This window comes from Ruegeria sp. BHSB058 (assembly GCF_059613285.1).
Genome location: NZ_JBXWSF010000019.1, coordinates 32395 through 57588 on the forward strand (window position 1 = coordinate 32395; position 25194 = coordinate 57588).

The following is a 25194-nucleotide window of genomic DNA, read 5'->3' on the forward strand; positions in this document are numbered from 1 at the left end:
CCGCAGGGGTAAACCGCTAGTTTGCCTATCCCGGCTTATGTCAGAGGAATTGAGGGTATGAAGATCAGCATCGAACGCGGCACATTGCTCAAGGCCGTGTCGCAGGCCCAGTCCGTTGTGGAACGTCGCAACACCATCCCGATTCTGGCGAACGTTCTGATCGAAGCCGACGGCGATCAGGTGCAGTTCCGCGCCACCGACCTGGATATAGAAGTTGTCGACAAGGCGCCTGCCCAGGTGGAACGTGCCGGGGCGACCACCGTTGCAGCCACCACCCTGCACGAAATCGTGCGGAAATTGCCTGATGGGGCGCTGGTCACGCTGACTGCCGACAGCGCCGCAGGCCGCCTGACAGTCGAGGCGGGGCGATCGAACTTTTCGCTGGCGACCCTGCCCAAGGAAGATTTCCCGGTGATGGCGTCATCGGAATACCAGTCGAATTTCTCGGCCCCCGCCGCGTTGCTGCGCCGCCTGTTCGACAAATCGAAATTCGCCATATCGACCGAGGAAACGCGGTATTATCTGAACGGCGTCTACATGCATGTGGCTGACGGTTCCGAGGGCGGCAAAGTGTTGCGCTGTGTGGCAACGGACGGGCACCGGTTGGCGCGGATCGATGCCGACCTGCCGGAAAACGCCGCCGACATGCCCGGCGTGATCGTGCCGCGCAAGACCGTGGGTGAATTGCGCAAGCTTCTGGAAGACGATGACATGGACATCGCGGTTTCGGTCAGCGAGACCAAGGTGCGTTTTGCGACGCCGGACATCACCCTGACATCGAAGGTGATCGATGGAACCTTCCCCGACTACACCCGCGTTATTCCGCAGGCCAACAACCGCAAGATGGAAGTGGATGCCGCTGAATTCGCGCAGGCTGTGGATCGGGTCGCAACCGTGTCGTCGGAGCGTTCGCGTGCGGTCAAGCTGCAGCTGGACGGTGACAAGCTGATCCTGTCGGTCAATGCCCCTGACAGCGGCGCGGCAGAGGAAGAACTGGCCGTCGCCTATGGAGACGAACGGCTGGAGATCGGGTTCAACGCAAAATACCTGCTGGAGATTGCCAGCCAGGTGGACCGCGAAAACGCCGTGTTCCTGTTCAACTCGGCCGGAGATCCGACGCTGATGCGTGAAGGCAACGACCATAGCGCAGTCTATGTCGTCATGCCGATGCGCGTCTGATCGCGCTGAAGCGCGATGCCTCCGGCGGGAGTTTTTTTGAAAAGATGAAGGGAGGGGTCATGGGATTGGCCCTGACCGAACTTACGGTCTCGCATTTTCGCTCGCACAAGCTGGCGCGGTTGACACTTGACGGACGCCCGGTGGCGATCCATGGGGCGAATGGGGCCGGCAAGACCAACATTCTGGAGGCGGTATCGCTGTTTTCGCCGGGTCGCGGGCTGCGGCGAGCGAGTGCCGCCGAGATGGTGCGGCGACCAGAGGCCCCGGGATGGAAACTGTCCGGTCTGTTGCAACGGCAGGGGCGGCAATACGAAGTCGAAACATGGTCCGAGGGCGGCGCGGCGCGGCAGGTTCGGATTGATGGCAAGTCCGCCAGCCAGATCGAACTGGGCAGGCTGGCGCGCGTTGTGTGGCTGATCCCGTCGATGGACCGTCTTTGGATCGAAGCGGCCGATGGGCGGCGAAGGTTTCTGGACCGGCTGACGCTGAGTTTTGACCCCGATCACGCCGAGTCTGTATTGGCTTATGAAAAGTCCATGCGTGAACGGAACCGACTGTTGAAGGAAAACGTGCGGGACCCGCATTGGTACCGTGCGCTGGAAGACCAGATGGCCGAAGCCGGGCACCGCATCCATCAGGCGCGGATTGCGGCGCTGGATCACATCCGCACCGCACAGACACAGGCCGAAACAACGTTTCCCTCGGCCGAACTGGAGCTGGTGCAAACCGAAGGAGCAATGCCGGATACGGTTGCGGATCTGCGGGACGCTCTTACAGAAAGCCGGTTTCGCGATCTGGCCGCCGGGCGCACGCTGGTCGGGCCGCATCGCACCGATCTTTATGGCGTATTTGCTGCCAAGGGGGTTCCGGCCAAGGATTGTTCGACCGGAGAGCAAAAGGCCCTGCTGGTGTCGCTGATCCTGTCCAACGCACGCGCCTTGTCGGACCTGGTCGGCGCACCCCCGATCGTGTTGCTGGACGAGGTTTCCGCCCATCTGGACGCGGAGCGTCGCGCGGCGCTTTATGACGAGATTTGCGCCCTTGGGGCACAGGCCTGGATGACCGGGACCGAACCGGAACTGTTCGCAGAACTGGGCGCGCGGGCGCAGATGATCGAGGTTCACGATCATGAAGGCGTGTCAGAGGTTTTGCAGACATGACACTCTCAACGGTGGATCTGCTGCTTTATGCCAGTGCGGTTTTCGTTCTGTTCCTGACGCCGGGGCCGGTCTGGCTGGCATTGACCGCGCGCACGCTGACAGGCGGGTTTCAGGCCGCGTGGCCTCTGACGCTGGGCGTTGTGGTGGGCGACATGCTGTGGCCGGTGCTGGCCATCGCCGGAGTCAGTTGGATCACGGCGGCGTCGGTGCAACTGGCGGTCGTGTTGAAAGGCGTTGCGGTGCTGGTGTTTGTCTGGCTGGGCATCGCGACGATCCGCAAGGCCGGCCAGACCTTGCACGCCGACAGCCGGATGACCCGCCCCGGCAAGTGGGCGGGGTTTCTGGCGGGGCTGGTCGTGATCCTTGGCAATCCCAAGGCCGTGCTGTTTTACATGGGCATTCTACCCGGCTTTTTTGACCTCTCCGCCGTCACGCTTCCCGATATTGCCGCCATTGTTCTGGTGTCTCAGTTGGTGCCGTTATTCGGCAATCTGATGCTGGCGGCGTTCATTGACCGGGTGCGGCGTCTTCTTGCCTCTCCGACCGCGTTGAGGCGAATGAATCTGACCGCTGGCGCGATGCTTGTCGCGGTCGGTCTGGTCATTCCGTTTACCTGAAAATGCAGCCTGAAACGCGCGCCGAATTGCTGTGTGCAAAAAACGGTTGCGATGCACAAAATCTGGTGGGAGCGCGTGACAATCCCCACCAGAAAACGTATAAGTTACCAAAATAATATAGGTACAGACGGCATGTCCCAAGACGCACAGGCGCAGCAGGAATACGGCGCGGATTCCATTAAGGTTCTCAAAGGGTTGGAGGCCGTCCGCAAACGGCCGGGCATGTATATCGGCGACACCGATGACGGTTCGGGCCTGCATCACATGGTCTATGAGGTGGTGGACAACGGAATTGACGAAGCGCTGGCCGGACACGCCGACCATGTCACCGTGAAAATCCACGCCGATTCCAGCGTATCCGTGGCCGATAACGGGCGCGGCATTCCGGTGGACATTCACGCCGAAGAAGGCGTTTCCGCAGCCGAGGTCATCATGACCCAACTGCATGCTGGCGGCAAATTCGACTCGAATTCCTACAAGGTTTCAGGCGGTCTGCATGGTGTGGGTGTTTCTGTGGTGAACGCACTATCCGATTGGCTGGAACTGCGCATCTGGCGCAAGGGCAAGGAGCATTTCGCGAAATTCGAGGGCGGTGAGACGACCGAGCACCTGAAAGTCGTTGGCGACTGCGGCGACCGGACCGGAACCGAGGTGCGGTTCCTGGCTTCGACCTCGACGTTTTCGAACCTGGAATACTCGTTCGAGACGCTGGAAAAGCGTCTGCGCGAACTGGCCTTCCTGAACTCGGGCGTGCGCATCATCCTGATCGACGAGCGCCCGGCCGAGCGGATCGAGACCGAGCTGTTCTATGAGGGCGGCGTGCGCGAATTCGTCAAATACCTGGACCGGTCCAAATCCCCGGTCATGCCCGCCCCGATCTATTTCAAGGGCGAGCGCGATGATATCGGCGTCGAGATCGCGATGTGGTGGAACGACAGCTATCACGAGACGGTGCTGCCCTTTACCAACAACATCCCGCAGCGTGACGGCGGCACCCATGTGGCGGGATTTCGCGGCGCTCTGACCCGGACCATCAACAACTATGCCCAGTCGAGCGGCATCGCGAAGCGGGAAAAGATCAACTTCACCGGCGATGACGCGCGCGAGGGGCTGACCTGTGTTCTGTCGGTCAAAGTGCCTGATCCGAAATTTTCGTCCCAGACCAAGGACAAGCTGGTCTCCTCCGAGGTGCGCCCGGCGGTCGAGAACCTGGTGAACGAGAAACTGGCCGAGTGGTTCGAAGAGAACCCGAACGAAGCCAAGCAGATCGTCGGCAAGATCATCGAGGCGGCACTGGCCCGCGAAGCCGCGCGTAAGGCGCGGGAACTGACCCGGCGCAAAACGGCGATGGATGTCAACTATCTGGCAGGGAAGCTCAAAGATTGTTCGGAAAAAGACCCGGCGAAAACCGAAGTGTTCCTGGTCGAGGGGGACTCGGCCGGTGGCTCGGCACAAACGGGCCGCGACCGGCGTACGCAGGCGGTGCTGCCCCTGCGCGGCAAGATCCTGAACGTGGAACGCGCGCGGTTTGATCGGATGCTCGGCAGTCAGGAAATCGGCAACCTCGTGATGGCGCTGGGCACCGGCATCGGACGGGACGAGTTCAACATCGGCAAGCTGCGCTACCACAAGATCGTCATCATGACCGACGCGGACGTGGACGGTGCGCATATCCGCACGCTGCTTTTGACCTTCTTCTATCGCCAGATGCCGGAACTGATCGAGGGTGGTTATCTTTATATCGCGCAGCCGCCGCTTTACAAAGTATCGCGCGGCAAGTCCGAGGTTTACCTCAAGGATCAGGCAGCGCTGGATGACTATCTTATCCATCAGGGTGTCGAGGGCGCGGTGCTGAAACTGGGCACCGGCGAAGAAATCATCGGTCAAGACCTGACCCGTGTTGTGGACGAGGCGCGCCAGTTGAAACGCGTTCTGGATGCGTTCCCGACGCATTATCCGCGCCATATTCTTGAACAGGCTGCCGTTGCCGGCGCTTTTGTGCCCGGCGCGGTGGATGCGGACCTGCAGGGCGTGGCCGACAAGGTTGCCGCTCGTCTGGATCTGATCGCACTGGAATACGAGCGCGGCTGGCAGGGCCGGATAACTCAGGATCACGGCATCCGTCTGGCCCGCATTCTGCGCGGCGTCGAAGAGGTGCGTACGCTTGATGGTCCGATGCTGCGCTCGGGCGAGGCGCGCAAGACAGGCAGCTTCACTCAAAGCCTTCAAGAGATCTATAACACTCCCGCCACCTTGATCCGCCGCGACCGCTCGCAGGCGATTCACGGGCCGCTGTCGCTGCTCAAGGCGATTTTGGATGAGGGCGAAAAGGGCCTGTCGCTGCAGCGTTACAAAGGTCTGGGCGAAATGAACCCGGATCAACTGTGGGAGACCACGCTCGACCCCGACGCGCGCACATTGCTGCAGGTCCGGGTTAACGACATGGTCGAAGCTGATGATCTGTTCACCAAACTGATGGGCGATGTAGTCGAACCCCGCCGCGAATTCATTCAGCAAAACGCACTTAGCGTGGAGAATTTGGATTTCTGAGCTTATTGTAGGTCTGTGCATAACACGTCGCGCACCTTATAAGTTTGCGTAGTTTGCCCATAGTTTTGCGCTGTGGGTTTTTGATATCATGCGCGACCTCGATGGTCGGCTTCTACCAGATGAGAGCGAACAGTTCCTCGCGCGATATGTTCATTCCCAGTATCCGGCGATATCGGGCTCTTGTTCTCGACACACTTTTCAAGCTCGCGGATCACGAAATGCCCTGGCCACGACAGGGCACCGTGTCCAGGTGGAGTATTTCGAGGAATGCGGAGATTCTCTGAATGAAAAGCGACATGGGGCATGTCTTGGTGAGTTTTGGCGGGGTCGTATTTTCCCTGCCAATCAACAGGTTTGCTAGAATTGATTGTTAGCAGGATTGGCTCCGACGGAAGGGGTCGCGCCTATGAACAATTGATCGACGGTCAATTGTTGGTCCCAATTATGAAACACAAGAAAACAAAATCCCTTGCAGCACATTCTTCCGTGAAATTCGATCACACGGCCTGCCAAGCCAACAGCCCGGAGGCGGAACTCTTTGTTTTACTATTAAAAGTGGTGAGCCGTGCAGGATTCGAACCTGCGACCCACTGATTAAAAGTCTTACGGGCAGTGTTTCTGTCTACTCCTTGCAAGTACCATAAGATATTATTTTTATGGCAATTAGTAGAATTTCTGCACACTCCATTTCGACAAATTTCTTTAATTTTCTCTCCGTTTTGCTTACCTATTGCTTACCGGAAATCACCCAAGCAAACTGCGCCATGCCAAAACACCACCTCACGAAATCCAGGATCGATCGCATCGCGGCGACGGAGAAAGAGGTCGTCTACTGGGACGAAGCCCTGCCCGGTTTTGGTCTGCGTGTGAAACCCAGTGGCGTGAAAAGTTTCGTGATCCAGTACCGCAACCGGCAGACAGGGCGGTCCAAGCGCAAAACGCTCGGCCGCTACGGGCCGACGCTTTCACTCAATGAAGCGCGGGAAATGGCGCGCGGCCTGCTCGCAGATGTCCTGCGCGGTGCCGACCCGGTTGCAGAGGCCAGATCGATACGGCAGTCGGCCAAGATGTCGGATCTTGCCGCGCAATACCTTTCGGAACACGCCATCGCAAAGAAACGACCCGGAAGCGTCAGGAACGACCGCTCTCTGCTGGACCGATACATCCTCCCGCAACTCGGCCGTCTCCGCGTTGTGGAAGTCTCGCACAAGGACATCCAGAAACTGCACAATGGAATGAAACCCACGCCTTACCAGGCCAATCGAACACTCGCCCTGCTATCGAAGATGTTCGAATTGTCGATCCGTTGGGGGCTCCGCCCGGACAATCCGGTGCGAGGCGTGGAAAAGTTCAACGAGGAGAAACGCCAACGGTGGCTTTCCGACCAGGAACTGCAACGTCTGCTTAAGGCTCTGTTAGATCACCCCAACCAAGTCGCGGCCAATGCCATCCGGCTTCAATTGCTGACGGGCGCACGGATAGGTGAGGTCTTGTCCGCGACCTGGCTGGACTTTGACCTTGATCGCGGCGTGTGGACCAAGCCCTCTCATCACACCAAGCAGAAGCGAACCGAACATCTTCCCCTCTCAAATGCGGCCTGTGTCTTGCTGCTCAAAATGAAGGGATCCGCTTCGGGCAGCAGCCCGTTTCTGTTTCCGGGACGCAATCCGGAACAACCCTACAAGGACCTCAAGGCGTTCTGGAAATCTGTGACCAAGTCGGCCGGGCTGACCGACTACCGGATTCACGACAACCGCCATACGCACGCGTCGCACCTTGTATCAAGCGGGCTCAGCCTTCCGATTGTCGGCCGACTTCTTGGCCACACCAATCCCGCAACCACTCAACGCTATGCCCACCTCGCGGATGATCCGCTGCGCGAAGCCGCCGAAATAATGGGACGGAAGCTCAAGTTGGATGGTTGAGGTCCAAGATCAAAAAGAAAAATCTGGATGCGTGGCATCGTGCTCAACGCCTGAGATGTGAGCTGTTTGAACAGTGGGTGTTTCTCCTCGCCGCTTTGTAGGCTCTCCTTTCGGGTCCGGGTGGGAGGGGGTGGGTCGATCTCTGTGGCCTTGAGGCAGGGATCGGCGGGGACAGGCAATTTCTTCTGTGGGCAAAATGAAAGAAAAACTGGCGGCCTTGGGGCGAGGCACTAGTGAGGAACAACGGTCCACGGCAACTTCCACCAACACCGGACAATGTCTGAAACCAGGTAAGCAGCCAAACCTGCGGACTTTGTGCCCGGTGCTGATGCCGCCCAATTCACCGACGCGCGACGGCCAAGTTGCAGAGCCAGTCGCGGCAACGCAGCACAGTTTCCCCAAGGCGGTCATTGAACTCGGCCAGATTGCCCCGAATCTGAACCGGACGTTCGCCGCACAGGTGCCAAGCGTCTCACATGCGGACCAAGCTGCCGCAGACGCGACCGGACAGACTGCTTTGCGGACTATCTCTGCAGTTCAATATTGTGCTTCTGAAAGTCTGTCGTGGAGTTTGTATGCGGATAGCTTTGATCCGGCACAGATACTCCGAGGAACTCACAGAGCGGCTCCCATCCTGAGCCCAGTTCATATACGAGAAGACGGTCCGCCGGGATCACTGACTTCACCTCGGCAACATGCGCCTCGAAGTCTTTTATTGCCCGTTCCTCGGTGTCGAAGCGGTCGGCGAGAAAGACATCCACGAACTCCTGGATTTGGCGCATATGTGGCGCCTCCGGCGGCATTTCGGTTTCGCGAAAAACTTTGATCGTTTTCGAGTAGGACGCATACCAGCCCTCCGGATCACGCACCGACAGGATTACCTTCGCGTTCGGGTAGTATTCAGCCGACTCGCGCCAAAGATGGGCGCCAGGCCAGTCGACCTGCGACCGATAGCCGTCGAACAACAGGTCGAGATCCAACGGCGACCCACCACAAAAATAATCATGCCATGGACCCGCTTTCTCCGGATTGTCCCGGATCTCATGCATGTGGTGGCAAGGTCCGAAGCCGAGAACCGCCAATGCTTCACGGAGGGAGTCCGTGCCAGTACGCCCGAAGCCGGCGCCAATAATTTCGAGGGCCATCAGATGAAATCCTTGCTGCGATGTGGAAGCTTTACCCGAACTACAGTGCGGCCCGAAGCAGTCTCTGGCAATACCCTACATGATGTAAGTCGCCCGGTGCCCACCGGTACTGGATATTCACGGCGTCAAGGAAAGGACCGCTCTGGGCTCCGCGCAGTCATCCGACTTTTTTGCTCAGATGCCTATTATTCGGGGTAAAGCTGGAGTTGGCGGTAGCGAAACGGCGATTTCAGGTCCGAATGTCAGCTTCTTCCTGGAGCAGCCATTCGCAAAAATTCGAGCAGCGTCTATTGTGCGGACCAAGCCGACTTCCGGCTCCGGTTGGTTAACTGGCGCTTTCGGCCCATAGTGGTCATTCGTTTAGCGTTCAACGAATGGCCGGAGAAGCCGTTTCAAGACATTCGCGCTGCGCGTGCATGAACCCGGCCGCATCCGTTAGTGCGCGGCCAGACACGACGCTTGGACAGTGGTTACCTTGCACAGCCTCAAACCTCGTCCAGAACCTCGATTGCACGAAGACGGCGCAGGGGCGGGCCGCGCCGCAGCAACGGTGAGCCGTTGTCGGCAATGGATTCTTCCTGCTACTGTCGGAGAGGGAGGAGAACGGACTTGCTGATGCTTCGACGGATTTTTCCGGCAATCTATTCGGTCGTCTTAGCGTCGCTGCTGGCATTTATTGCGCTCGCCGTTCTGCAGTTCAATCAGATCAACTCCGAAATGGAGCGTGAGAAGGTCGGTATCCTCGCGAGCCGCGTGGCAGCCCCGTTTGAGGCGGCTGCCACCATCGGGCTGCCGCTGTCTTCGGTGCGCAATGCAGGTGTGCTGCTCGAACGGGCGCGTCAGCTCGACACCGCGATTGAGGGTGTCTTCCTGTTCGGGACGGACGGTGCGCTCCTGAAGTCGGCCACGTCCCCCGGTGTCGATAGTGCAGCTCTTGGCGCATCGCTCCGCAAGCCGGCCGGGACGGTTCGGACGTGGTCCGGCGACACCTCCCAGGGATACTACGCAGGCGTCCGGCTCCTGAGTCCGGACGACGACCTCGTCGGTGGCATCGCTATCGCCTACTCGGGCCGCAAAGGGGCATCCCAATCTTGGTCGATCGTCGGAAAGCTACTCTTGAGCGGTCTGATCTTCGCGATCGTCGCGGCTCCACTGATCTGGCTTGCATTGCTTCGGGCGCTAAGCAGTGTCGTGTCGAGCTACGACGAGGTCGACTGCGAACTTGGGCAGGTCGAGCGCGCGAGCTGGCTCAGGTCCGACCCGGCGGGCCCCGCGCCTCGGCAGGACGGTTCCCCCTTGTTCGGCAAGCTATTCAGAGCGGAGGCGCGATACCGCGATGCCGCAGAGCGCGAAGTCGGGCCTGCCGATCCTGAGGCGCCTCATTTCGACGCACCTGCGCCACCGGAGCTTCGCAGCCGCCTCTCGCTGACGCTGTCCGCCTTCATAGCATTAGCCTTCGCCGGATTTTCGGCCGTCGTCCTGTTCGCCTTCGAAGAGGCGATCGAACCCGAACTGGAGAGTCGAGCGACCGTCATCGCTGAACTCATCCGCTCAGAGATGCAGCGCACCCTCGAACTCGGTATTCCCATCTCGGCGATTGGGGGCCTCTCGCCCTATCTCGAGGGTATCCTGCAGGATTTCCACGAGATCTCGGGGATAGCCATCGCCCTGCCGAACGGAGAGACGATCGCGGAGGCTCGAGGGAACCCATCTGCAGCGGCTTCGACAACATCCAGCATTGGCGCGGCTTTCGTTGCGGCTGTCGGGATCGAGGCCGGTACGGTCGAGCTCCCCGTGCTCGCCGGAAGTCAGGTCGTGGGTACCGTCCAGATCTCTGGTAGCGACCTGTTCATCCAGACGCGGTTGCGTGACGTCTTTCTCGACGTGTCCATCCTCGCGATCGCCATGCTGCTGATCGGGGTCGAAATAGCGGTCGCTACAGTGAACGCCTCCATCTTGAAGCCTCATGCGGAGATGAAGAGGCTTCTGGAGGAACAGTGCCGAGGCTCCTTCATCCACGTTATGCGCGAGCGCGGCCCGGAGGTCGTCCGGCGTCTTGCCGCGAGACTGAATGCATACGCGCTCGACCTCGCGGCGCGAGGCAGCGGCCGGTGGCCCGCGCCGACGTTGCTGCGGACCTCCGAGACTGCGGATATTCGGTTGCCTCTATTTTTCTTTGCGCTCGGCGCGGAGATTACCGCATCCTTCCTGCCACTTCTCGCCGGTGGCGCCGCTCGTCCGCCGTGGCTCCCGGTCGATCTGGCGGCGGCGGCACCGCTCATCGTCTATCTGGTCTGTGTCGCCGCCCTTTCGCCCTTCGCCGGGGCGCTTGGACGGCGGTTCGGACCTACGCCGCTCTTCCTGTACTCGGTTCCGGTCGCTTTCGGTGCACTGGTCTGGATGGCCGCTGCAGGAAGCGTGATGCAAATCGCGATCGCCAGGGGCGTTGTTGCCGTGGGCTATGCGCTGGCGACCGTTGCAGCACAGGAATATGCGCTCCGGGCGGAACCGGCCGCGTCCCGCGTGAGCACGATGAGCGTCTTCATAGGCCTCATCCTCGGAGGAACATTCTGCGGGTCGGTCATCGGTGGCGTGGTGGCGAGTCGTCTTGGTTTTTCCACGGCGATCCTGCTCGGAGCAGTTTTCATTCTCGCTGCCGGGGTGACCTGCAAGGTCAACATGGGTGGGCCTTCCGGCAGCCCCTTTGCCACCCCGGCCACGCGCCTCTACAGCGCAATGGCCCGGGCCGGGAAGCTTCGTCTGGCCGCGTTGCTCGTTGGCCTGGCGATGCCGCTCAGCGCCGTGACTGCAGGGTTCATCTGGTACTACGTTCCCGTCACTCTTGGAGCCGAGGGGCAGAGACCGGCCGACATCGCGCGCGTGGTCATGCTCTATTATCTGGCGGCAATTCTCCTCGGCCCGGTTGTGGGTTCGATCGGTCGGCGCGACCACCTGACGGTCCCCGTCGCTCTCACAGGTGCCTGCCTCGCGGGTCTCTCACTCCTTGCGCTATATGCCCGGACGGATGTCTGGACGACGGCCTTCGTCGTGCTCTCTGTGGGGACCGGACACGCGCTGCTCCGCTCGCCAATATACGCCCTGACCATCGACCTTGGCGGTGCCTCGACGCGCCCGGTCTCGATCCTGCGCTTCCTCGAACGCGCAGGCGCGCTGATCGGACTGGTTCTCTCCGCCGCGCTGAGCAGTTCGGGGCGGCTCGCGTCGCTCGCGCCACTGCTCGGGCTTGTCGCTTTGGGGGGCGGACTCCTATTCTTCGTCGCCGACATGACGCTAACGCGCAGCAGACAGGTGAGGCATCCGTCGTGAGACAGTCTTTGTTCGTCATTGCCGCAGTGATCTCGGGAATTATCTCGACGGCCTCGCAGGCCGAGCACATGAATATTCTCATCGAGACGTGGCGCGGCTGCGAAGAAGCGTGCCAGGGTCTCACCGACTACCTCGAGGCCCTCGATCACGAAGTGAACATCAATGTCAGAGACGCGGGACAGGACACCAGCGTCCTGCCGCTGCTGCTTGAGGAGGCGCGTGAGAAAGACCCGGACCTGATCGTCAGCTGGGGCACCAGCGTCACCAAAGCCATCGCCGGCGACATGTCCCAGCTCGATGATCCGGCGTACAACCACGAGATCCCGCAGGTCTTCATGATCGTCGCGGACCCGGTCGGCTCCGGCGTCGTGCAATCGCTCGACGCAACGGGTCGCGAAAACCTGACCGGAACCTACAACCGGATGCCCGAGAGCGTGACCATCCAGACGATCCGGCATTATCTTCCGACCTTCGACACCCTCGGTCTGATCTACAACGAGAACGAGCAGAATTCGGTGCTGAAGCACCGCGAGATGGCCGAGCTTGCGGAGGAAGAGAATTTTCGGCTCGTCGCTGCGGCCCTTCCGCTCGCGTCGGACGGGCTTCCGATGGTCGAGGACATTCCGCTGAAGGTGCGCGAACTGGTGCGCGAGGGAGCCGATTTCCTCTATGTCGGCAGTTCTTCATTCCTGCAGGCCAACAGCGCGACCCTCGGAGCAGCGGCGAGAAATGCCGGACTTCCCGTCATCAGCCCCTACGAGGAGGCCGCCCGCCAAGGAGACGCGCTGCTCTCGGTGGCGGCCAACTACTACGAGGTCGGCCGCCTGGCCGGGCAACAGGTAGAGAAAATCCTCTTCGGTGGAGCATCCCCGGGCGCTCTGGCAGTCGCCCGAATGACTGACTTCGCGGTCACCGTAAACCTGTCGATGGCGAAGGATATCGGACTTTTCCCGCCCGTGAGCCTCCTGCAGATTGCGGAAGTCGTGGAGTGAGAGGCAACGGCAGTTGAGCCCGCTTCACAGTTCATTCAAGACGCCGTTCAATTAAAGCGTACCTGCGGCGTGAATGTATAGCCTGAGCGTCCGCTCTTAGGTCATGCGAGTGCCATCTTCGCAGACGCAGAGAAGGTCCGGAAACCGCCCATTTTGACTGATGCTATGAGACTCACGAACGTCCTGAAAGGGCTCGGTGCAGACCTTCTCTGAATTTTGGCGAGTGTCTGCTGTGTCGCGTTTAGCAGCCGTTCGAAGCCGTCGATTTGAAATTTCCAGCCCGAACGGCGGCTTTCACCAGCAGCGGCCATTCGTGAAAAATCGTCGAAGGTCCGAGTCGCGGACACAGCGGCCGGTCGACCTCCTTTGATGAAGGGCCGGTGTTCACGGTTCGCGAACGTACCGCACATCGACTGAGTAGGCGGCTGATGGTTTGCTGCAGGAGCGAACAAAACCATGTGCTTGGCTCGAAACCGGCCCTTCAAGCAGGCAGTAACCGACTGAAAGACTCAGATGACGGCAGGGAGCCCGAGGCAGAATCCTCCCGTTCCTCAGTCAACGACGGGTCCTGAGTAAGAGCTGCTATTCATTGCGCCCGCGAAGGAGCTGGTCGATGTTCCCGGAAGCGGCCGTCAGATCTCCTGTACTTGGGAGTCGGCAGCTAGTAGTGGCAGTCATAACGAAGCGGACAAGAGCTTTCGGAACCTAATGCTGTGATCGAAACACATGGAATCAATGCAAAATGAAATTAAATTGTTGCAAAAAAATGGAAAAACACGGTCCATTGGGTTGGATAGGATGCGATCTGCATGGGTCTGACCACTAGATTATCCAGGAAAACACCGCTTCAGGCTGTTTTTCCTGGGCCCTGACCAAACCGGGATGTCTCGAACTCTGGTTGTTCGCGACCCGAGCTCAGCCAACAGAGTCTTTCCACGCTGCAGGTTCAATGCCGGCGACGCGATATAAAAGCCAGTCACCGGGAACGCCCTTTAGTTGGTGCACGCCGGCCAAGTCAAAGGAAGTTCCGGAGCCGACGACCAGATCGCGAACGGTGCCGGACGTCAGTACCTGATCCGCCTCGGCCTTGTCGGCGATTCGCGCTGTCAGGTTAACAGCCATCCCGGATATGTCGTCACCGCGGCGCAGACACTCGCCCGCATGCAACCCGGCGCGTATCGAAAGACCAAGGCCCCCGACCTTCTCCCTTATATCGACCGCACAGGCGATCGCGCGGCTCGGGCCAGCGAATGTGGCCAACAATCCGTCGCCCAGGGATTTAACGAACTGGCCCTGATGCTGTGTGATCGTCGCGCCGCAAATCCGGTCATGCTTGTCGATAAGCCCGCGCCATGCGGCATCGCCGATCCGCGCCGCCATGTCGGTCGACCCGACAATGTCGGTAATCAATACGGTTGCCAGCACCCGCTCTTCCGAGGGCGAAGATGCCTCACCGAGGATGAAACGCTGCATCTCATCGCAGATCGCCATCGCGTCGCCAAACCAGGGCAGGTGGTCGTCACCTTCCAGTATCGCCAGCCTATTGTTGGGAATGTTCTCAGCGAAGAACCGGGCGCCGGCCTGTAGATCGGGCCGGTCACCGTCGCGTACGACGACAAGCGCTGGCGCGGAGATTACCGGTACGACCTGCCGCATATCGATTTCATAGTTCAGGCGCGAGATCGCTACCATCGAGGATGGGCTGGCGCTTTGCAGAAGCAGCCGGTTGAAATGCCCCCTCTCGACTGTGTCCCGCGCCATCTCCGGCGAGTACATGTCGAGTTCCTCGATGTTCCCCCATTGCATCTCGGTGTCCTGCAACCAGCGCTCGAAGTCTCCACGCCGGGAACCGAGCTGCCAGTCGGGTTTCCAAGCGGAGCAAGGCGTGCAGCCGAGCAGGATGATCGAACGTGTTCGTTCCGGGTAGGTCGCCGCGAACATGCAGGTCATACTGCCACCCTCGCTGACTCCGAAGAGGCTGGCCGTCTCAGAGCCCGCGGCATCCATCACTGCTCGAATGTCCTCTGCCCGCTGCTCAAGCGTCGGCGAACCGACATCCCGGTCAGAGAGCCCGGAGCCCCGCTTGTCGAATACGATAAGTCGCGAGAAACTGGCCAAACCTTCCAAGAAAGCTCGGTAGCGAGGGCTCTCCCACATCATGTCTATGTTACCGAGCCAACCAGTGGCATAAATTAGGTCAATGGGGCCGTCGCCGACGACTTGATAGGCGATGGCGACCCCGTCCGTCCGGGCAAATCTAGTCTCTGGTCGTTCCATTCAGTATTCTTCACACGTGTTTCATGGTCTACGTTGCACGCAGCCAGAGCGCTGTTCAAGCCAAACCAAGGCAGGAGCAGCGATGTGGGCTTTCTCCAGGAATGCGACGTGGTATAAAGTAACCTAACGAAAGACCGGTCAGAATCGGTTTGTGGGCATTGGCACCTCGATCTCGATCGGTCGCTTCGTCCGCGACCCGGTCGTTCAGCGTGAGACGAGACCACGGTTCCTGACAAAATCAGTCGGGTGGTGGCAGGGAGCCCAACGCAGACCTTGCATCTAGTTGCAACTGCCCATTCGCAGAGGCGACTGGCGCAGAACGCGCAGTTAGCCGCGCGGCAGACCCAATTCGATAATTCTCTCGTTTGCGCCATTGCGGTCTCCGATCTCAAAAAGCGCCGCAGATTTCGGAAACGGAAAGATTGTGCGGTACGCCGCAAGCGTCATATCGGGCCGCATCTTCAACGCAGACTGAATACATTGCCCTGCAGCATCTGCATTCCCATCCGCCAACTCTGCGAAGGCCGTAAGCAAATGCGTGTACCATGCCGTGCCCGGAAGCCCCGATGCGGCACGTGCGGAGGCCATGAACTCTGGATCGTTGTGATCGAGGCGATCAATCAACAAGCCGACCGTCACGACGTTCTGAAACGCATGTGCAGTGGGGTCCTTGGGGCTAAGACGCAACGCTGTCCGACCGGCTTCTGCCATCCTCATCCCGTCAGGTTCTTTCTTAAACATTTCAGCGAGACCCAACGCATGATGACAAAATGCGCTGTTGGGGTTCAGTGCAGTTGCTAGATTGACGGCATCGGTGGCCTCCTTGGACTGTCCAGACATGGCTAGTAAGACGCCGTGCGCAGCTTGTGCGATTTCTAGACGGTCATCGATCTCAAGAGCCTCGCGCGCCCATGCCAGACCTTCGCGTATTGGCCCAGCCGGGTCTTGCAATCCGGCGCCAACCCGGATGTTCATCAGTCGAGCAAGCAAGGCGCGCGGAAGGGCAAAGTTCGGGTCGGCTTCGGCTGAGTGCTTCAAAAGTGTTTCCGCTTCATCCGTCGCCTGCGCAGTATACTCGGCAAGCCGCGACCAGCCGCGCTGACACAGTTCCCACGCAGTCAGGCTCTCTGTTGGGCGCGACCGTGCAAGACGCCGCTCATGTGCACCCAGTTCCGGCTCTACGGCGGTGACGATAGCTTGGGTCATCTCATCTTGTAGCTCGAAGAGATCATCCAGCGTCCGGTCCCAGCGGTCTGCCCAGACATGTGCGCCAGTGCTGGCCTCGATCAGCTGCGCTGTTACCCGGAGCCGGTTGCCACCCCGCCGCACCGAGCCCTCCACCACGTATCGCGCGCCGAGTTCCTCACCGACCCGACGGATATCCGTCGCTTGTCCCTTGTAGGCAAACGTCGAGTTGCGGGCGATAACCATCAGCGAGCGGAATCGGCTGAGTTCGGTGATCACGTCCTCTACGATGCCATCCGCGAGAAACTCCTGATCGGCATCCGAGGACATGTTGTCAAACGGCAGCACGGCGATGGAGGGGCGCTCGGCCCGTTTGGCGTTGACCAGAGGCGCATCGGCTCCGGCGACCTCCACGCGCCAGACCTCGACAGGGTCCGGCATGTTTTTGACGGTTTGCGGACCAAGCGCGGTCATCTGCGCCTCCACACGCCCGTTTGCCTGATCGTAAACACTGCGCGAAATGCACAGCCCGCCCACCGGAGCGAGGCTTTCAAGCCGAGCCGCGACGTTCACCGCGTCACCGAGCACATCGTCGCCATCGATCACTACATCTCCGAGATTGATACCGACCCGGAACCGCAGGCGCTGGTCTTCCGGAGCCAGGGCTTCCTGAACCCGCATCTGTCGCAATACCTGCAACGCTGCGCGGATCGCTTTAACAGGGGAAGGGAACTCCACGAGCAGCCCATCCCCCATGGTTTTGATGATCCTGCCGCCCGCTTCGGCGATGGCCGGGTCAATCACCTTGATGCGGGCAGAGTGGAGACGTTCGATCACCCCTTCCTCATCCAACGCCATCAGGCGGGAGTAACCCGCTAGATCAGCGGCGAGGATGGTCGTTAGTTTGCGGTCCATGAAGATAGAAGTAACGCAGTCTGGGGATGCAAACCAGAGAACAATCATTGGTCATTTGCTGCGCAGCGGCGGACGGCGGTTTCGTCCCGCGGTGCAGTCGGTCGCCCGTCTTGCCACGCTGCACAGTGCGCGAACGGCCGGATCGGTGAAGCTGCGTTGCAGCGGCGCGGCGCCCAGGGAACAGTCGCCGTCGACCCGCGCCATCATAGGCTATGTCCGCATACCGCGCATTGCACTAGTTCGTTCGGCGTGCAGCAAGCGACGCGATGGGCTCGAGGCCGTCGTTGAATCCCGTTTCACCCAACGACCGCTTCCGATTACCGAAAGTCCGCAGAGCCGACCAGCCGGTTGATCACAGGGAAGAACCTGCGCCCTGCGAACGACTGCTTCCGGAGCCCGCCTCAAGTTGGCGCTGCTGCACCGCCGTAAGGCGGCTTCGAGCCCAAAGCAGCCATATCGCAAACGCAAATTGCTGGAGCAAGACATGATCAAGACCGCAGTTCTTGGGTGTTGTCGGATTGGGGTTTTTGCCTCACTGGACCCAAAAGTACAGGTCTCTAGCCGCGCGTGTACCAACCATTGTCAACGTAAAGCGCGGAGCCGTTCACGAAACTTGCTTCGTCCGACGCAAGAAACAGGACGGCGTGGGCAACCTCCTCGGGTTCGCAAATGCGCCCTTGGGTCGCTGCAAGATCGCCGTCTTCCCAGTGCTGGCCCTGCGCATCCAGTTCGGCGATCTCTCGCAGACCATGTGCGGTTTTCACGAAACCCGGACAGACGGCGTTGCACCGGATGCCCTGCTCGCGATATTCGACCGCGATGGCGCGTGAGAGCTGCAGGACAGCCCCTTTCGTCATGCAGTAGAGCGACTCGAGTGCATATCCCAACTCAGAAGCGATCGAGGCGGTTATGACGACGGACCCACCACCATTCGCGACCATCTCCGGCAAGGCGCGCCGACACACTAGAAAGGCAGACCGCACGTTTATGTCCATGAGCCGGTCATAGTCCTCCTCGGTGGAGTCGTGGAGCGGTTTGACGATGATTGTGCCAGCGTGATTGAAGAGCACATCGTAGGGGCCAACCTCCGTCTTGATTGCGTCAAAGGCGCGGTCGACATCTACGGACCTGGCGACATCGGCCTGAAAGAACCAGGCCTCTCCGCCGGCGTCGTGGATCATCTTAACGGTTTCGCGGCCCGCCTCTTCCTGAATGTCGATGATGGCAACGCGCGCGCCCTCATTGGCGAACAGAAGAGATGTGACGCGCCCCATGCCTGCGGCTCCACCCGATATCACCGCCGTCTTTCCAGCCAGTCTTCCGGTCATGTTCGTCTCCCTTGCTGCGTACTCAGATGCATTCGCCACCATCGACCACAAAGGCGTGACCGGTCATGAATGACGATTTGTCCGACGCCAGAAATACGATGGCATCCGCGATTTCGTCGACAGTACCGAAGCGGCCCATTGGGATAGCATCGCGGATGTATTCCTCCAGCTTGTCGCGTCCGCCCATCTGAACTTCGAAACCGAGGTTGAAGGGCGTGTCGATAAACCCGGGACAGAGCGCATTGAACCGTATGTTTTCCTTTGCGTAATCGGCAGCCATCTGGCGCGTCATCGCGAGAACCGCGTGCTTTGTCGTGGCATAGGCAATCATCTCGCGATCGTACTGAACGCCGGAATTCGAAGATGTGATGATGATGCTTCCCCTTCCCTGACGACGCATCGGAGCAAGCGCCGCCTGCGCGGCAACAAAGTGGGACCGCACGTTGAGCCTCCAAGACAGGTCCATGTCCGCGACCGCGACCTGTTCCAGCTTGCCTTCGATCTGAACGCCTGCGTGTGAATGAAGGATATCCAGCCTCCCTTCGTCCCGCGCCACGTCGGCGATCGTCGCGACCAGTTCAGCATCATCCGTGACGTCGACCTCAAGCGCCCTCGCCTTGTGACCCTCGTTCACGATGCGTTTCGCGACCTCTGTGGCAGCCGCTCCGTCTTTGTCCGTGACCACGACCATTGCTCCTTCGCGTGCAAGGGCCTCGGCTCCGGCAGCGCCGATCCCCGAGCCAGCAGCCGTTACGAAAGCAACGCGATTTTCCAGCAGCATTGAAACCTCCCAGGTTTTTTGCTCTCAGCGCTTGTCGCCGCGCCGTAGAATCAGTTGTGCGATCACCAGAAGGACGAGCGATGCAAGCATCACCATCGTCCCGATGGCGTTGACCTCAGGTGTCACCCCGCGCCGGATCGAAGAGAAAATATAGATGGGCAGCGTCGTCTCGGAGCCGGCAACGAAAAAGGCGATGATGAAATCGTCGAAGCTGAAGGTGAAACTCAGCAGAAACCCGGCCAGAATCGCCGGTGCGATCAGCGGAAGCGTTATAAGCCGAAACGTGCGCAAGGGCGGTGCATAAAGGTCTGCAGAAGCCTCGGACAAGGCTCCCTCAAGTCCCTGCAGACGGGCACGTACTATCAGGACGACCAGCGCAAGTGTGAACATTGTATGCGCGGCGATGAGGGACGGCATGCCCATCGACAGGGCCGGCGGCTCGCGGCCTTCGGGCCATATACTGGCCAGCCACGGGTTGACCACGTCGAAAACGGTCACCAGCGCGATGAGAGTCGCGATCCCGATTACGATGCCTGGGATCATTACGGCGATGTAGATAATCGCATCGAAGAATGCGCGCGCCGGTCCTCTGATCCCTTGCAGGCCAACCGCCGCCAGCGTGCCAAGAATGCTGGCCAGTGTTGCTGACACGAAGGCCACAAAGAGGCTGTTGCCGAGCGCGTCCATCACGAAGGGGTTGTCGAGGGCCCGCCCGTACCACTTGAGAGAAAACCCTTCGAACTGACTTGCACTGCGGCCCGCACTGAAACTGAAGAGCGCAATGATAGCGATCGGTGTGTAGAGGAACACATAGACGAAAAGGGAGTAGATGCGCATCGATCAGGCCCTCACATGATCGACACGTCTTCACGCGTGGCGCTCAGGCGCGCGATAAGACGCATGTAGACCGTGACCGTCACCAGCATGACGAGAATGAGCATGACCGCCACTGCCGAGCCAAAGGCCCAGTTTCTGGATTGCAGGAAGAGATCGACCAGCGCATTGCCGACGAAAAAGACCTTGCCGCCGCCAAGAAGGGCCGGGATCAGGAATTCGCCCATCAGCAGGATGAAGACCAACATACACCCGGTTGCGATGCCCGAGATGGACATCGGCAGCGTGACCCTGAGAAAGGTCGTGAACGGCCTCGCCCCGAGATCGGACGAGGCTTCCAAAAGCCGTTTGTCGAGACGATCCAGCGCCACGTAGATCGGAAAAACCATAAGCGGCAAGTAGCCGTAGACGATGCCGACGGTGACCGCGAAGGGCGTGTAGATCAACCGTACCCCCTCGATGCCGAAGGTTTCGAGAAGTGCGGGCAATCCCTGTCCGCCCAAAATGAAAATCCACGCATAGCTGCGGATCAGGATCGAGGTCCAGAACGGTACGATCACCAGAACGAGCAGGATCGTCTTCCATCTGGGGTCTGTTCGTACGGCAAGCTGATAGGCCAGTGGATATGCGATGATCAGCGCCGCCAGAGTTCCCAACGGAGCGAGTGTGAGAGTGTTCTTGAAAGCGGTGAAGCGCGCTGGCAGGTTCGCATATTGCTCGAAGGTGAAAGCGGGCACCCAGCCGCCGGCAGGTGCCCGCTCTCCAAAACTGAAGATCAGCACAACGGAGAGCGGAAGCACGAGCATCACCAGCAGCCAGGCACCCGCAGGTGCGACCAGAAGCCAGTTCCTTTCGCGCTCCGTCATCCCTTTCGTCCGATTAGGCCGACTTGAAGCGCGCGAGCAACTCGGCGCGGTTCGGGTCGGTCAGGGTTGCCGCAGCCCCGAATTCGAGCGCATTAAGGCGCTCTGCCGCCGGATAAAGGATCGGGTCGTTCAAGATCTCTTCCGGCAACAAGGCGTTCGTGCGGCTGTCCGCGACCGGATAACCATGGGCAAGGACTTCTCGCGCATTGACCTCAGGATCGAGCATGAAGTTGATCAGCGCATAGGCCGCTTCCATGTGCGGTGCGCCTTTGGGGATGGCGTAGTAGTCGCTCCAGAGTTCACCACCCTCCTTGCCCAGCGCAAAGGCAATCTCGGGGATGTCGGTATTAAGTTGCTTGCCGTCACCGGTCCAGCAGATGGTAAGCCAGGCGTCACCCGACCGCATTGCGGGCTGGTAATCCGACGTGATCGCGAAGAGGTGCGGTTTGACGTCGATCAGCAGTCTTTCGGCATCTGCCAGTTCCGCCGCGTCGACTGAGTTGAATGAATATCCGTGATAATTCAGCGCAGCGCCGATGGTGGTCAACTGATAGTCGTGCACCATTGTGCGGCCGGAGAAGTCATCCATCGTGCGATCGAAGAAGTCTTTCCAGCTGTCGATGGCGGCACCGCCGTTGTGCGACGTGTTGCTGGCGATACCGGTGGTACCCCAGTTCTTCGGCACCGCATAGACGACCCCGTCAACGATCCCGGCATCGGCAAAGCGGGGATCGAATGCATCCGGGTCATAGTTCGGAAGTTTCGACAGATCGAGCGGCTCGATCAAGCCCTCCTCAACATAGGTCGTGATCGTGTAGTTCGTTGGAACGTAGACGTCCCAGCCGCTGCCCCCGGCCTGAAGCTTTGCCAGCATTTCCTCGTTCGAACCAAAGACGTTCACCTGTGTGAAAGCGCCTGTCTGATCAGTGAAGATCTCGAAGTTCTCAGGATCGTGATAGTTCGGCCAAGTCGCCAGAACGACACGGTCGCCGATATGGCTGCCGGCCAGCGCGCGTGACGGGCTGAGGCCGGGAAGTGCGCCGGCCATCACGGCCGACGCGGTGCCAAGCCCTGTGACGCCAAGGAAATGTCGCCGCGTGACCGAGCCATTTTCGTAGCGACGCAACTCTTCCATGAATTTCCGTTTTGAGATGTATGATTTGTCTTTCATGTCGTGTCTCCCAGTTGGATGGTTGCTGCTCTTTGACCTTCAGTCCGGCCTCAGGATTAGGGCGGCCTCAGGGGTCCAGTGGACCCAGACGGTGTCGCCTTTCCCGAGTGTCGATAAACCCACGTCCGCCTGACGAGGCGCAAGTGCGGTGATATTTCCAAGGTGTTCGTGACGGACGACGTACTCGGTGTGCTCGCCTAGGAAGATGCGGTTCTGCACCGTCGTCGGGAGTCCATTCGGTACTTCGGTTCGGCTCAGTCTGATCTGTTCTGGACGCACGCTGAGACAGCCTGCTTGGCCAGTGGAAATATCCCCGACAAGGGCGCAGGAATAGGTCTGTCCGTTGGCGAGCGTGATCGCGCTTTCACCGCTGGAGGCGATCTTGACCTTTCCGTCAAAGAAATTCGATGTTCCCACGAAGTCTGCGACATAGCGCGTGGTCGGGCGATCGTAGAGCTCCTGCGGGCTTCCCTCCTGAACGATCTCACCTGCGCGCATTACGCAAATCCGGTCAGACAACGACAGCGCCTCTTCCTGATCATGCGTGACAAGGATGAAGGTGATCCCCAACTGACGCTGGATATCCTGCAACTCGATCTGCATTTCCTTGCGCAGCTTTCGGTCGAGCGCGGCAAGCGGTTCGTCTAGCAAAAGCAGCTTGGGTTCGTTGACGATCGCCCGCGCAAGGGCGACACGCTGCTGCTGCCCGCCAGACATCTCCCAAATGCGACGCTTTCCGAATTCGCCCAGGCGTACGGTGTCGAGCACGCGTTGCACTCTGTCGGCGATTTCGGATTTCGGCAGTCTCGGCCGCCGCTGATCCAGCCCGTAAGCGATGTTCTGAGCGACGGTCATATGCGGAAAAAGCGCATAGCTCTGAAAGACCATGTTCACGGGTCGTCGGTACGGTTCGAGGTCGGAGACATCCTCGTTTCCGATCAACACCTGCCCTTCGCTTGGGGTTTCAAAGCCCGCCAGCATTCGGAGTGCGGTTGTTTTGCCGCAGCCTGAAGGGCCAAGAAAGGACAGGAATTCGCCCGACCCAATGCTGAGATCGATGTTATCCACCGCGACAAGCGACCCGAACCTCTTGGTGACGCCGCGCAACTCTGCGATGGGCGTCTCTATCCTTTCAGTGGGCTGTTCGTGATGCAGCAATGGCTTGCCTGAGCAGAAAAAACGAGGGATCGCGACTATAACGCGTATTCCACAATTAGTCGTGGAATATGCGTTTGTGTAAATATGCAATTCGTTATATGCCTTTTTTGATATTTGAGGGACGACATGCCGACAGACTGGAACTGCCAAGCCGCGCTGTGCCTCGATGCCGTTGGAACTTCATCCTTCGCCGAGACACTCGCCGATGGTCTGCGCAGCGTGGTGCCCTACGAATTCACAGTGATCTTCGGATACATGGGGAAAGAGCGGCCGCTGGCGCTCTTTGACGATTTCACCCCTGCGCGGCGAAAGCTCCACGTCGACGACTACCTTGAGGGCCCTTACCTCATTGATCCGTTCTTTCTGGCGAGCATCGGCGACACTCCGCAGGGTATCTGGCGATTGAAGGACATAGCGCCCGATCGCTTTTATCAGGGCGAGTACTATCGAAGCTACTATGCTCAGACCGGATTGGCGGAAGAGGTCGGTTTTCTGATCGACGTGGATTCTGAGCTCCAGATCGTTGTATCGCTCATGCGGACAGAGAAACAATTCAGCAAGGCCGAGATGCGCGCCTTGTCCGAGATCCAACCCATCGTCCAAGGATTGTGCCGCCATCATTGGTCGAGCGTTGACAGATCGGGCCAAAGCAAGACCTCGGACATCCTGAACCGGAAAGTCGCCGACGCCTTCAACACGATCGGCGATGGCGCTCTGACTGACCGAGAAAGCCAGATCGTTGAGCTGACGCTGCGTGGCCATTCTTCGGAGGCGATCGGCAGACTGCTCTCGATCTCGCCTGGAACCGTCCGCATTCACCGCCGGAACGTCTACGCAAAGCTAAGGATCAACTCGCAGGGAGAACTCTTTTCTCTCTTCCTCGATACTATCGGTGCCAGCTAGCTCGAATACATAAAGGACGCGGCACAACGCTGTGGTTTCGCCGTAAGCATATGTCTGCTTTGTCCGCGAAGCGGTCATAGGTCCGTCCGAAATTGCTGCGCCTCCAATGAAGGGCAGCTTTACTTTTTGTGGAGCAACCAATGATTGGTCGGGCAATTCTGCTGCTGGCCCACGCGATCCTTTCCCGGGACGAATTCTCCCGCGGTCCCTGAGACCGGCAACAATGAACAAGTCCCTGTATTCCGACATAATGATAGAGCTGGCGTCCAGACAACGGCCCACAAGGGTCAATGTCCGAGCGCCTTGTCACGCGATCTCGCCGATCTGTCACAAGTTTCGATCCGATGCTCATAAATATCAGCATGTTACCGGCCGCGGGTGTCACGGCTTTCTCGCCCCTGACCACATACATCCGGACCTTTGAGCCACACAATGATGCCATGAAGCCGGGCGTAGTAACGCGCCTTGCAACGAAGCCACGAGGCATTGATGGCGAAGATCACGCAAGAGCAATTGGCGGAGCGGTGGCACCTGTCGCCGCGCACGCTGGAACAATGGCGCTGGCTCGGGAAGGGCCCGCGTTTTCTCAAGATTGGCGCGCGCGTCCTTTATGACGAGACGGAAATCGAGGCCTACGAGAACGCTCAGGTCTGCAAGAACACCAACGGCCCCCTGCCGCAGGAGGGCCGGTAATGGCACACCGGCCGTCACCGAAACGCATCAAGACCCACCGCGTCTACGAGGTCTGGGAAGCGGCGGGCACCCTAGGCGTTCACCGCCAGACCGTCATCAGGTGGATCCGGCAGCACGGGTTGCCGGCGGACATCAGCCGCAAGCCCTGGTTGATTCGAGGTCGCGATCTCAAGGCCTTCCTGGGTCAG

At 59.5% G+C, this 25194-nt stretch carries 19 protein-coding genes; 10 read left to right on the forward strand and 9 right to left on the reverse strand.

Annotation, left to right across the window (positions count from 1 at the left end):
- Nucleotides 1-57: 57 nt before the first annotated feature.
- The 5 genes from dnaN (at nucleotide 58) to AC2FNB_RS07330 (ending at nucleotide 7431) form a co-directional block, all read left to right on the forward strand.
- Entirely contained in the window at nucleotides 58-1179 is a 1122-nt protein-coding gene (gene dnaN / locus AC2FNB_RS07310) for a DNA polymerase III subunit beta (protein ID WP_480748956.1), read from the forward strand.
- A gap of 59 nt (nucleotides 1180-1238) precedes the next feature.
- Nucleotides 1239-2339 (forward strand): DNA replication/repair protein RecF, encoded by a 1101-nt coding sequence (gene recF / locus AC2FNB_RS07315; protein WP_496745400.1) that lies wholly within the window; start codon nucleotides 1239-1241, stop codon nucleotides 2337-2339.
- Nucleotides 2336-2956 carry a LysE family translocator gene (locus AC2FNB_RS07320; RefSeq protein WP_480748958.1) on the forward strand — a complete coding sequence of 207 codons (621 nt, stop codon included), beginning with the start codon at nucleotides 2336-2338 and terminating at the stop codon, nucleotides 2954-2956. The genes recF and AC2FNB_RS07320 overlap by 4 nt, the downstream gene beginning before the upstream one ends.
- Nucleotides 2957-3088: 132 nt before the next feature.
- Nucleotides 3089-5506 (forward strand): DNA topoisomerase (ATP-hydrolyzing) subunit B, encoded by a 2418-nt coding sequence (gyrB, locus tag AC2FNB_RS07325; RefSeq protein WP_480748959.1) that lies wholly within the window; start codon nucleotides 3089-3091, stop codon nucleotides 5504-5506.
- Nucleotides 5507-6270: 764 nt separating this feature from the next.
- The gene (locus tag AC2FNB_RS07330; protein ID WP_496745402.1) at nucleotides 6271-7431 is read left to right on the forward strand and encodes a tyrosine-type recombinase/integrase; all 1161 of its coding nucleotides are present in this window, start codon (nucleotides 6271-6273) and stop codon (nucleotides 7429-7431) included.
- Between the two features lie 524 nt (nucleotides 7432-7955).
- Here the strand turns inward: AC2FNB_RS07330 and AC2FNB_RS07335 are convergent.
- The gene (locus tag AC2FNB_RS07335; protein ID WP_480748572.1) at nucleotides 7956-8576 is read right to left on the reverse strand and encodes a sulfotransferase family protein; all 621 of its coding nucleotides are present in this window, start codon (nucleotides 8574-8576) and stop codon (nucleotides 7956-7958) included.
- Between the two features lie 615 nt (nucleotides 8577-9191).
- On the opposite strand from AC2FNB_RS07335, the gene AC2FNB_RS07340 reads away from it, so the two are divergent.
- Nucleotides 9192-11903 carry an MFS transporter gene (locus AC2FNB_RS07340; RefSeq protein WP_496745416.1) on the forward strand — a complete coding sequence of 904 codons (2712 nt, stop codon included), beginning with the start codon at nucleotides 9192-9194 and terminating at the stop codon, nucleotides 11901-11903.
- Nucleotides 11904-11911: 8 nt separating this feature from the next.
- Nucleotides 11912-12895, forward strand: coding sequence for an ABC transporter substrate-binding protein (locus AC2FNB_RS07345; RefSeq protein ID WP_496745405.1), 984 nt, complete (start codon nucleotides 11912-11914; stop codon nucleotides 12893-12895).
- Between the two features lie 915 nt (nucleotides 12896-13810).
- Here AC2FNB_RS07345 and AC2FNB_RS07350 read toward each other — a convergent pair.
- The 8 genes from AC2FNB_RS07350 to AC2FNB_RS07385 all read right to left on the reverse strand — a co-directional run bounded on the left by AC2FNB_RS07350 (nucleotide 13811) and on the right by AC2FNB_RS07385 (nucleotide 23410).
- Complete coding sequence (locus AC2FNB_RS07350) at nucleotides 13811-15172, reverse strand: adenylate/guanylate cyclase domain-containing protein (protein WP_496745407.1); 1362 nt, start codon at nucleotides 15170-15172, stop codon at nucleotides 13811-13813.
- A gap of 327 nt (nucleotides 15173-15499) precedes the next feature.
- The gene (locus AC2FNB_RS07355) at nucleotides 15500-17320 is read right to left on the reverse strand and encodes an adenylate/guanylate cyclase domain-containing protein (protein WP_496745408.1); all 1821 of its coding nucleotides are present in this window, start codon (nucleotides 17318-17320) and stop codon (nucleotides 15500-15502) included.
- 509 nt (nucleotides 17321-17829) lie between these two features.
- Entirely contained in the window at nucleotides 17830-18600 is a 771-nt protein-coding gene (locus AC2FNB_RS07360) for an SDR family NAD(P)-dependent oxidoreductase (protein ID WP_480748967.1), read from the reverse strand.
- A gap of 22 nt (nucleotides 18601-18622) precedes the next feature.
- A complete protein-coding gene (locus AC2FNB_RS07365; protein WP_480748966.1) occupies nucleotides 18623-19381 on the reverse strand; it encodes an SDR family NAD(P)-dependent oxidoreductase in 759 nt (252 codons plus the stop codon).
- A gap of 24 nt (nucleotides 19382-19405) precedes the next feature.
- On the reverse strand, nucleotides 19406-20218 hold the full coding sequence (locus AC2FNB_RS07370; protein WP_480748965.1) for an ABC transporter permease: 813 nt from the start codon (nucleotides 20216-20218) through the stop codon (nucleotides 19406-19408).
- A gap of 11 nt (nucleotides 20219-20229) precedes the next feature.
- Nucleotides 20230-21081, reverse strand: a complete 852-nt coding sequence (locus AC2FNB_RS07375; protein WP_480748964.1) for an ABC transporter permease — start codon at nucleotides 21079-21081, stop codon at nucleotides 20230-20232.
- Nucleotides 21082-21094: 13 nt separating this feature from the next.
- Complete coding sequence (locus AC2FNB_RS07380) at nucleotides 21095-22252, reverse strand: ABC transporter substrate-binding protein (RefSeq protein WP_480748963.1); 1158 nt, start codon at nucleotides 22250-22252, stop codon at nucleotides 21095-21097.
- A 39-nt stretch (nucleotides 22253-22291) separates the two neighbouring features.
- Complete coding sequence (locus AC2FNB_RS07385; RefSeq protein ID WP_480748962.1) at nucleotides 22292-23410, reverse strand: ABC transporter ATP-binding protein; 1119 nt, start codon at nucleotides 23408-23410, stop codon at nucleotides 22292-22294.
- Nucleotides 23411-23536: 126 nt separating this feature from the next.
- On the opposite strand from AC2FNB_RS07385, the gene AC2FNB_RS07390 reads away from it, so the two are divergent.
- From AC2FNB_RS07390 to AC2FNB_RS07400, 3 genes are all read left to right on the forward strand, one after another.
- Nucleotides 23537-24313: a helix-turn-helix transcriptional regulator gene (locus AC2FNB_RS07390; protein WP_480748961.1), complete on the forward strand. Its 777-nt coding sequence runs from the start codon at nucleotides 23537-23539 to the stop codon at nucleotides 24311-24313.
- A gap of 489 nt (nucleotides 24314-24802) precedes the next feature.
- Nucleotides 24803-25006, forward strand: a complete 204-nt coding sequence (locus AC2FNB_RS07395) for a helix-turn-helix domain-containing protein (protein WP_496745411.1) — start codon at nucleotides 24803-24805, stop codon at nucleotides 25004-25006.
- The coding region (locus AC2FNB_RS07400; RefSeq protein ID WP_496745412.1) for a helix-turn-helix domain-containing protein at nucleotides 25006-25194 on the forward strand (189 nt) is incomplete at its 3' end. The genes AC2FNB_RS07395 and AC2FNB_RS07400, both read left to right, overlap by 1 nt.

Bases quoted from the DNA above. Each gene is read 5' to 3' on its own strand.
- dnaN (WP_480748956.1), top strand. From the start codon at position 58: ATGAAGATCAGCATCGAACGCGGCACATTGCTCAAGGCCGTGTCGCAG.
- recF (WP_496745400.1), top strand. From the start codon at position 1,239: ATGGGATTGGCCCTGACCGAACTTACGGTCTCGCATTTTCGCTCGCAC.
- AC2FNB_RS07320 (WP_480748958.1), top strand. From the start codon at position 2,336: ATGACACTCTCAACGGTGGATCTGCTGCTTTATGCCAGTGCGGTTTTC.
- gyrB (WP_480748959.1), top strand. From the start codon at position 3,089: ATGTCCCAAGACGCACAGGCGCAGCAGGAATACGGCGCGGATTCCATT.
- AC2FNB_RS07330 (WP_496745402.1), top strand. From the start codon at position 6,271: ATGCCAAAACACCACCTCACGAAATCCAGGATCGATCGCATCGCGGCG.
- AC2FNB_RS07335 (WP_480748572.1), bottom strand. From the start codon at position 8,576: ATGGCCCTCGAAATTATTGGCGCCGGCTTCGGGCGTACTGGCACGGAC.
- AC2FNB_RS07340 (WP_496745416.1), top strand. From the start codon at position 9,192: ATGCTTCGACGGATTTTTCCGGCAATCTATTCGGTCGTCTTAGCGTCG.
- AC2FNB_RS07350 (WP_496745407.1), bottom strand. From the start codon at position 15,172: ATGGAACGACCAGAGACTAGATTTGCCCGGACGGACGGGGTCGCCATC.
- AC2FNB_RS07355 (WP_496745408.1), bottom strand. From the start codon at position 17,320: ATGATTGTTCTCTGGTTTGCATCCCCAGACTGCGTTACTTCTATCTTC.
- AC2FNB_RS07360 (WP_480748967.1), bottom strand. From the start codon at position 18,600: ATGACCGGAAGACTGGCTGGAAAGACGGCGGTGATATCGGGTGGAGCC.
- AC2FNB_RS07365 (WP_480748966.1), bottom strand. From the start codon at position 19,381: ATGCTGCTGGAAAATCGCGTTGCTTTCGTAACGGCTGCTGGCTCGGGG.
- AC2FNB_RS07370 (WP_480748965.1), bottom strand. From the start codon at position 20,218: ATGCGCATCTACTCCCTTTTCGTCTATGTGTTCCTCTACACACCGATC.
- AC2FNB_RS07375 (WP_480748964.1), bottom strand. From the start codon at position 21,081: ATGACGGAGCGCGAAAGGAACTGGCTTCTGGTCGCACCTGCGGGTGCC.
- AC2FNB_RS07380 (WP_480748963.1), bottom strand. From the start codon at position 22,252: ATGAAAGACAAATCATACATCTCAAAACGGAAATTCATGGAAGAGTTG.
- AC2FNB_RS07390 (WP_480748961.1), top strand. From the start codon at position 23,537: ATGCCGACAGACTGGAACTGCCAAGCCGCGCTGTGCCTCGATGCCGTT.
- AC2FNB_RS07395 (WP_496745411.1), top strand. From the start codon at position 24,803: ATGGCGAAGATCACGCAAGAGCAATTGGCGGAGCGGTGGCACCTGTCG.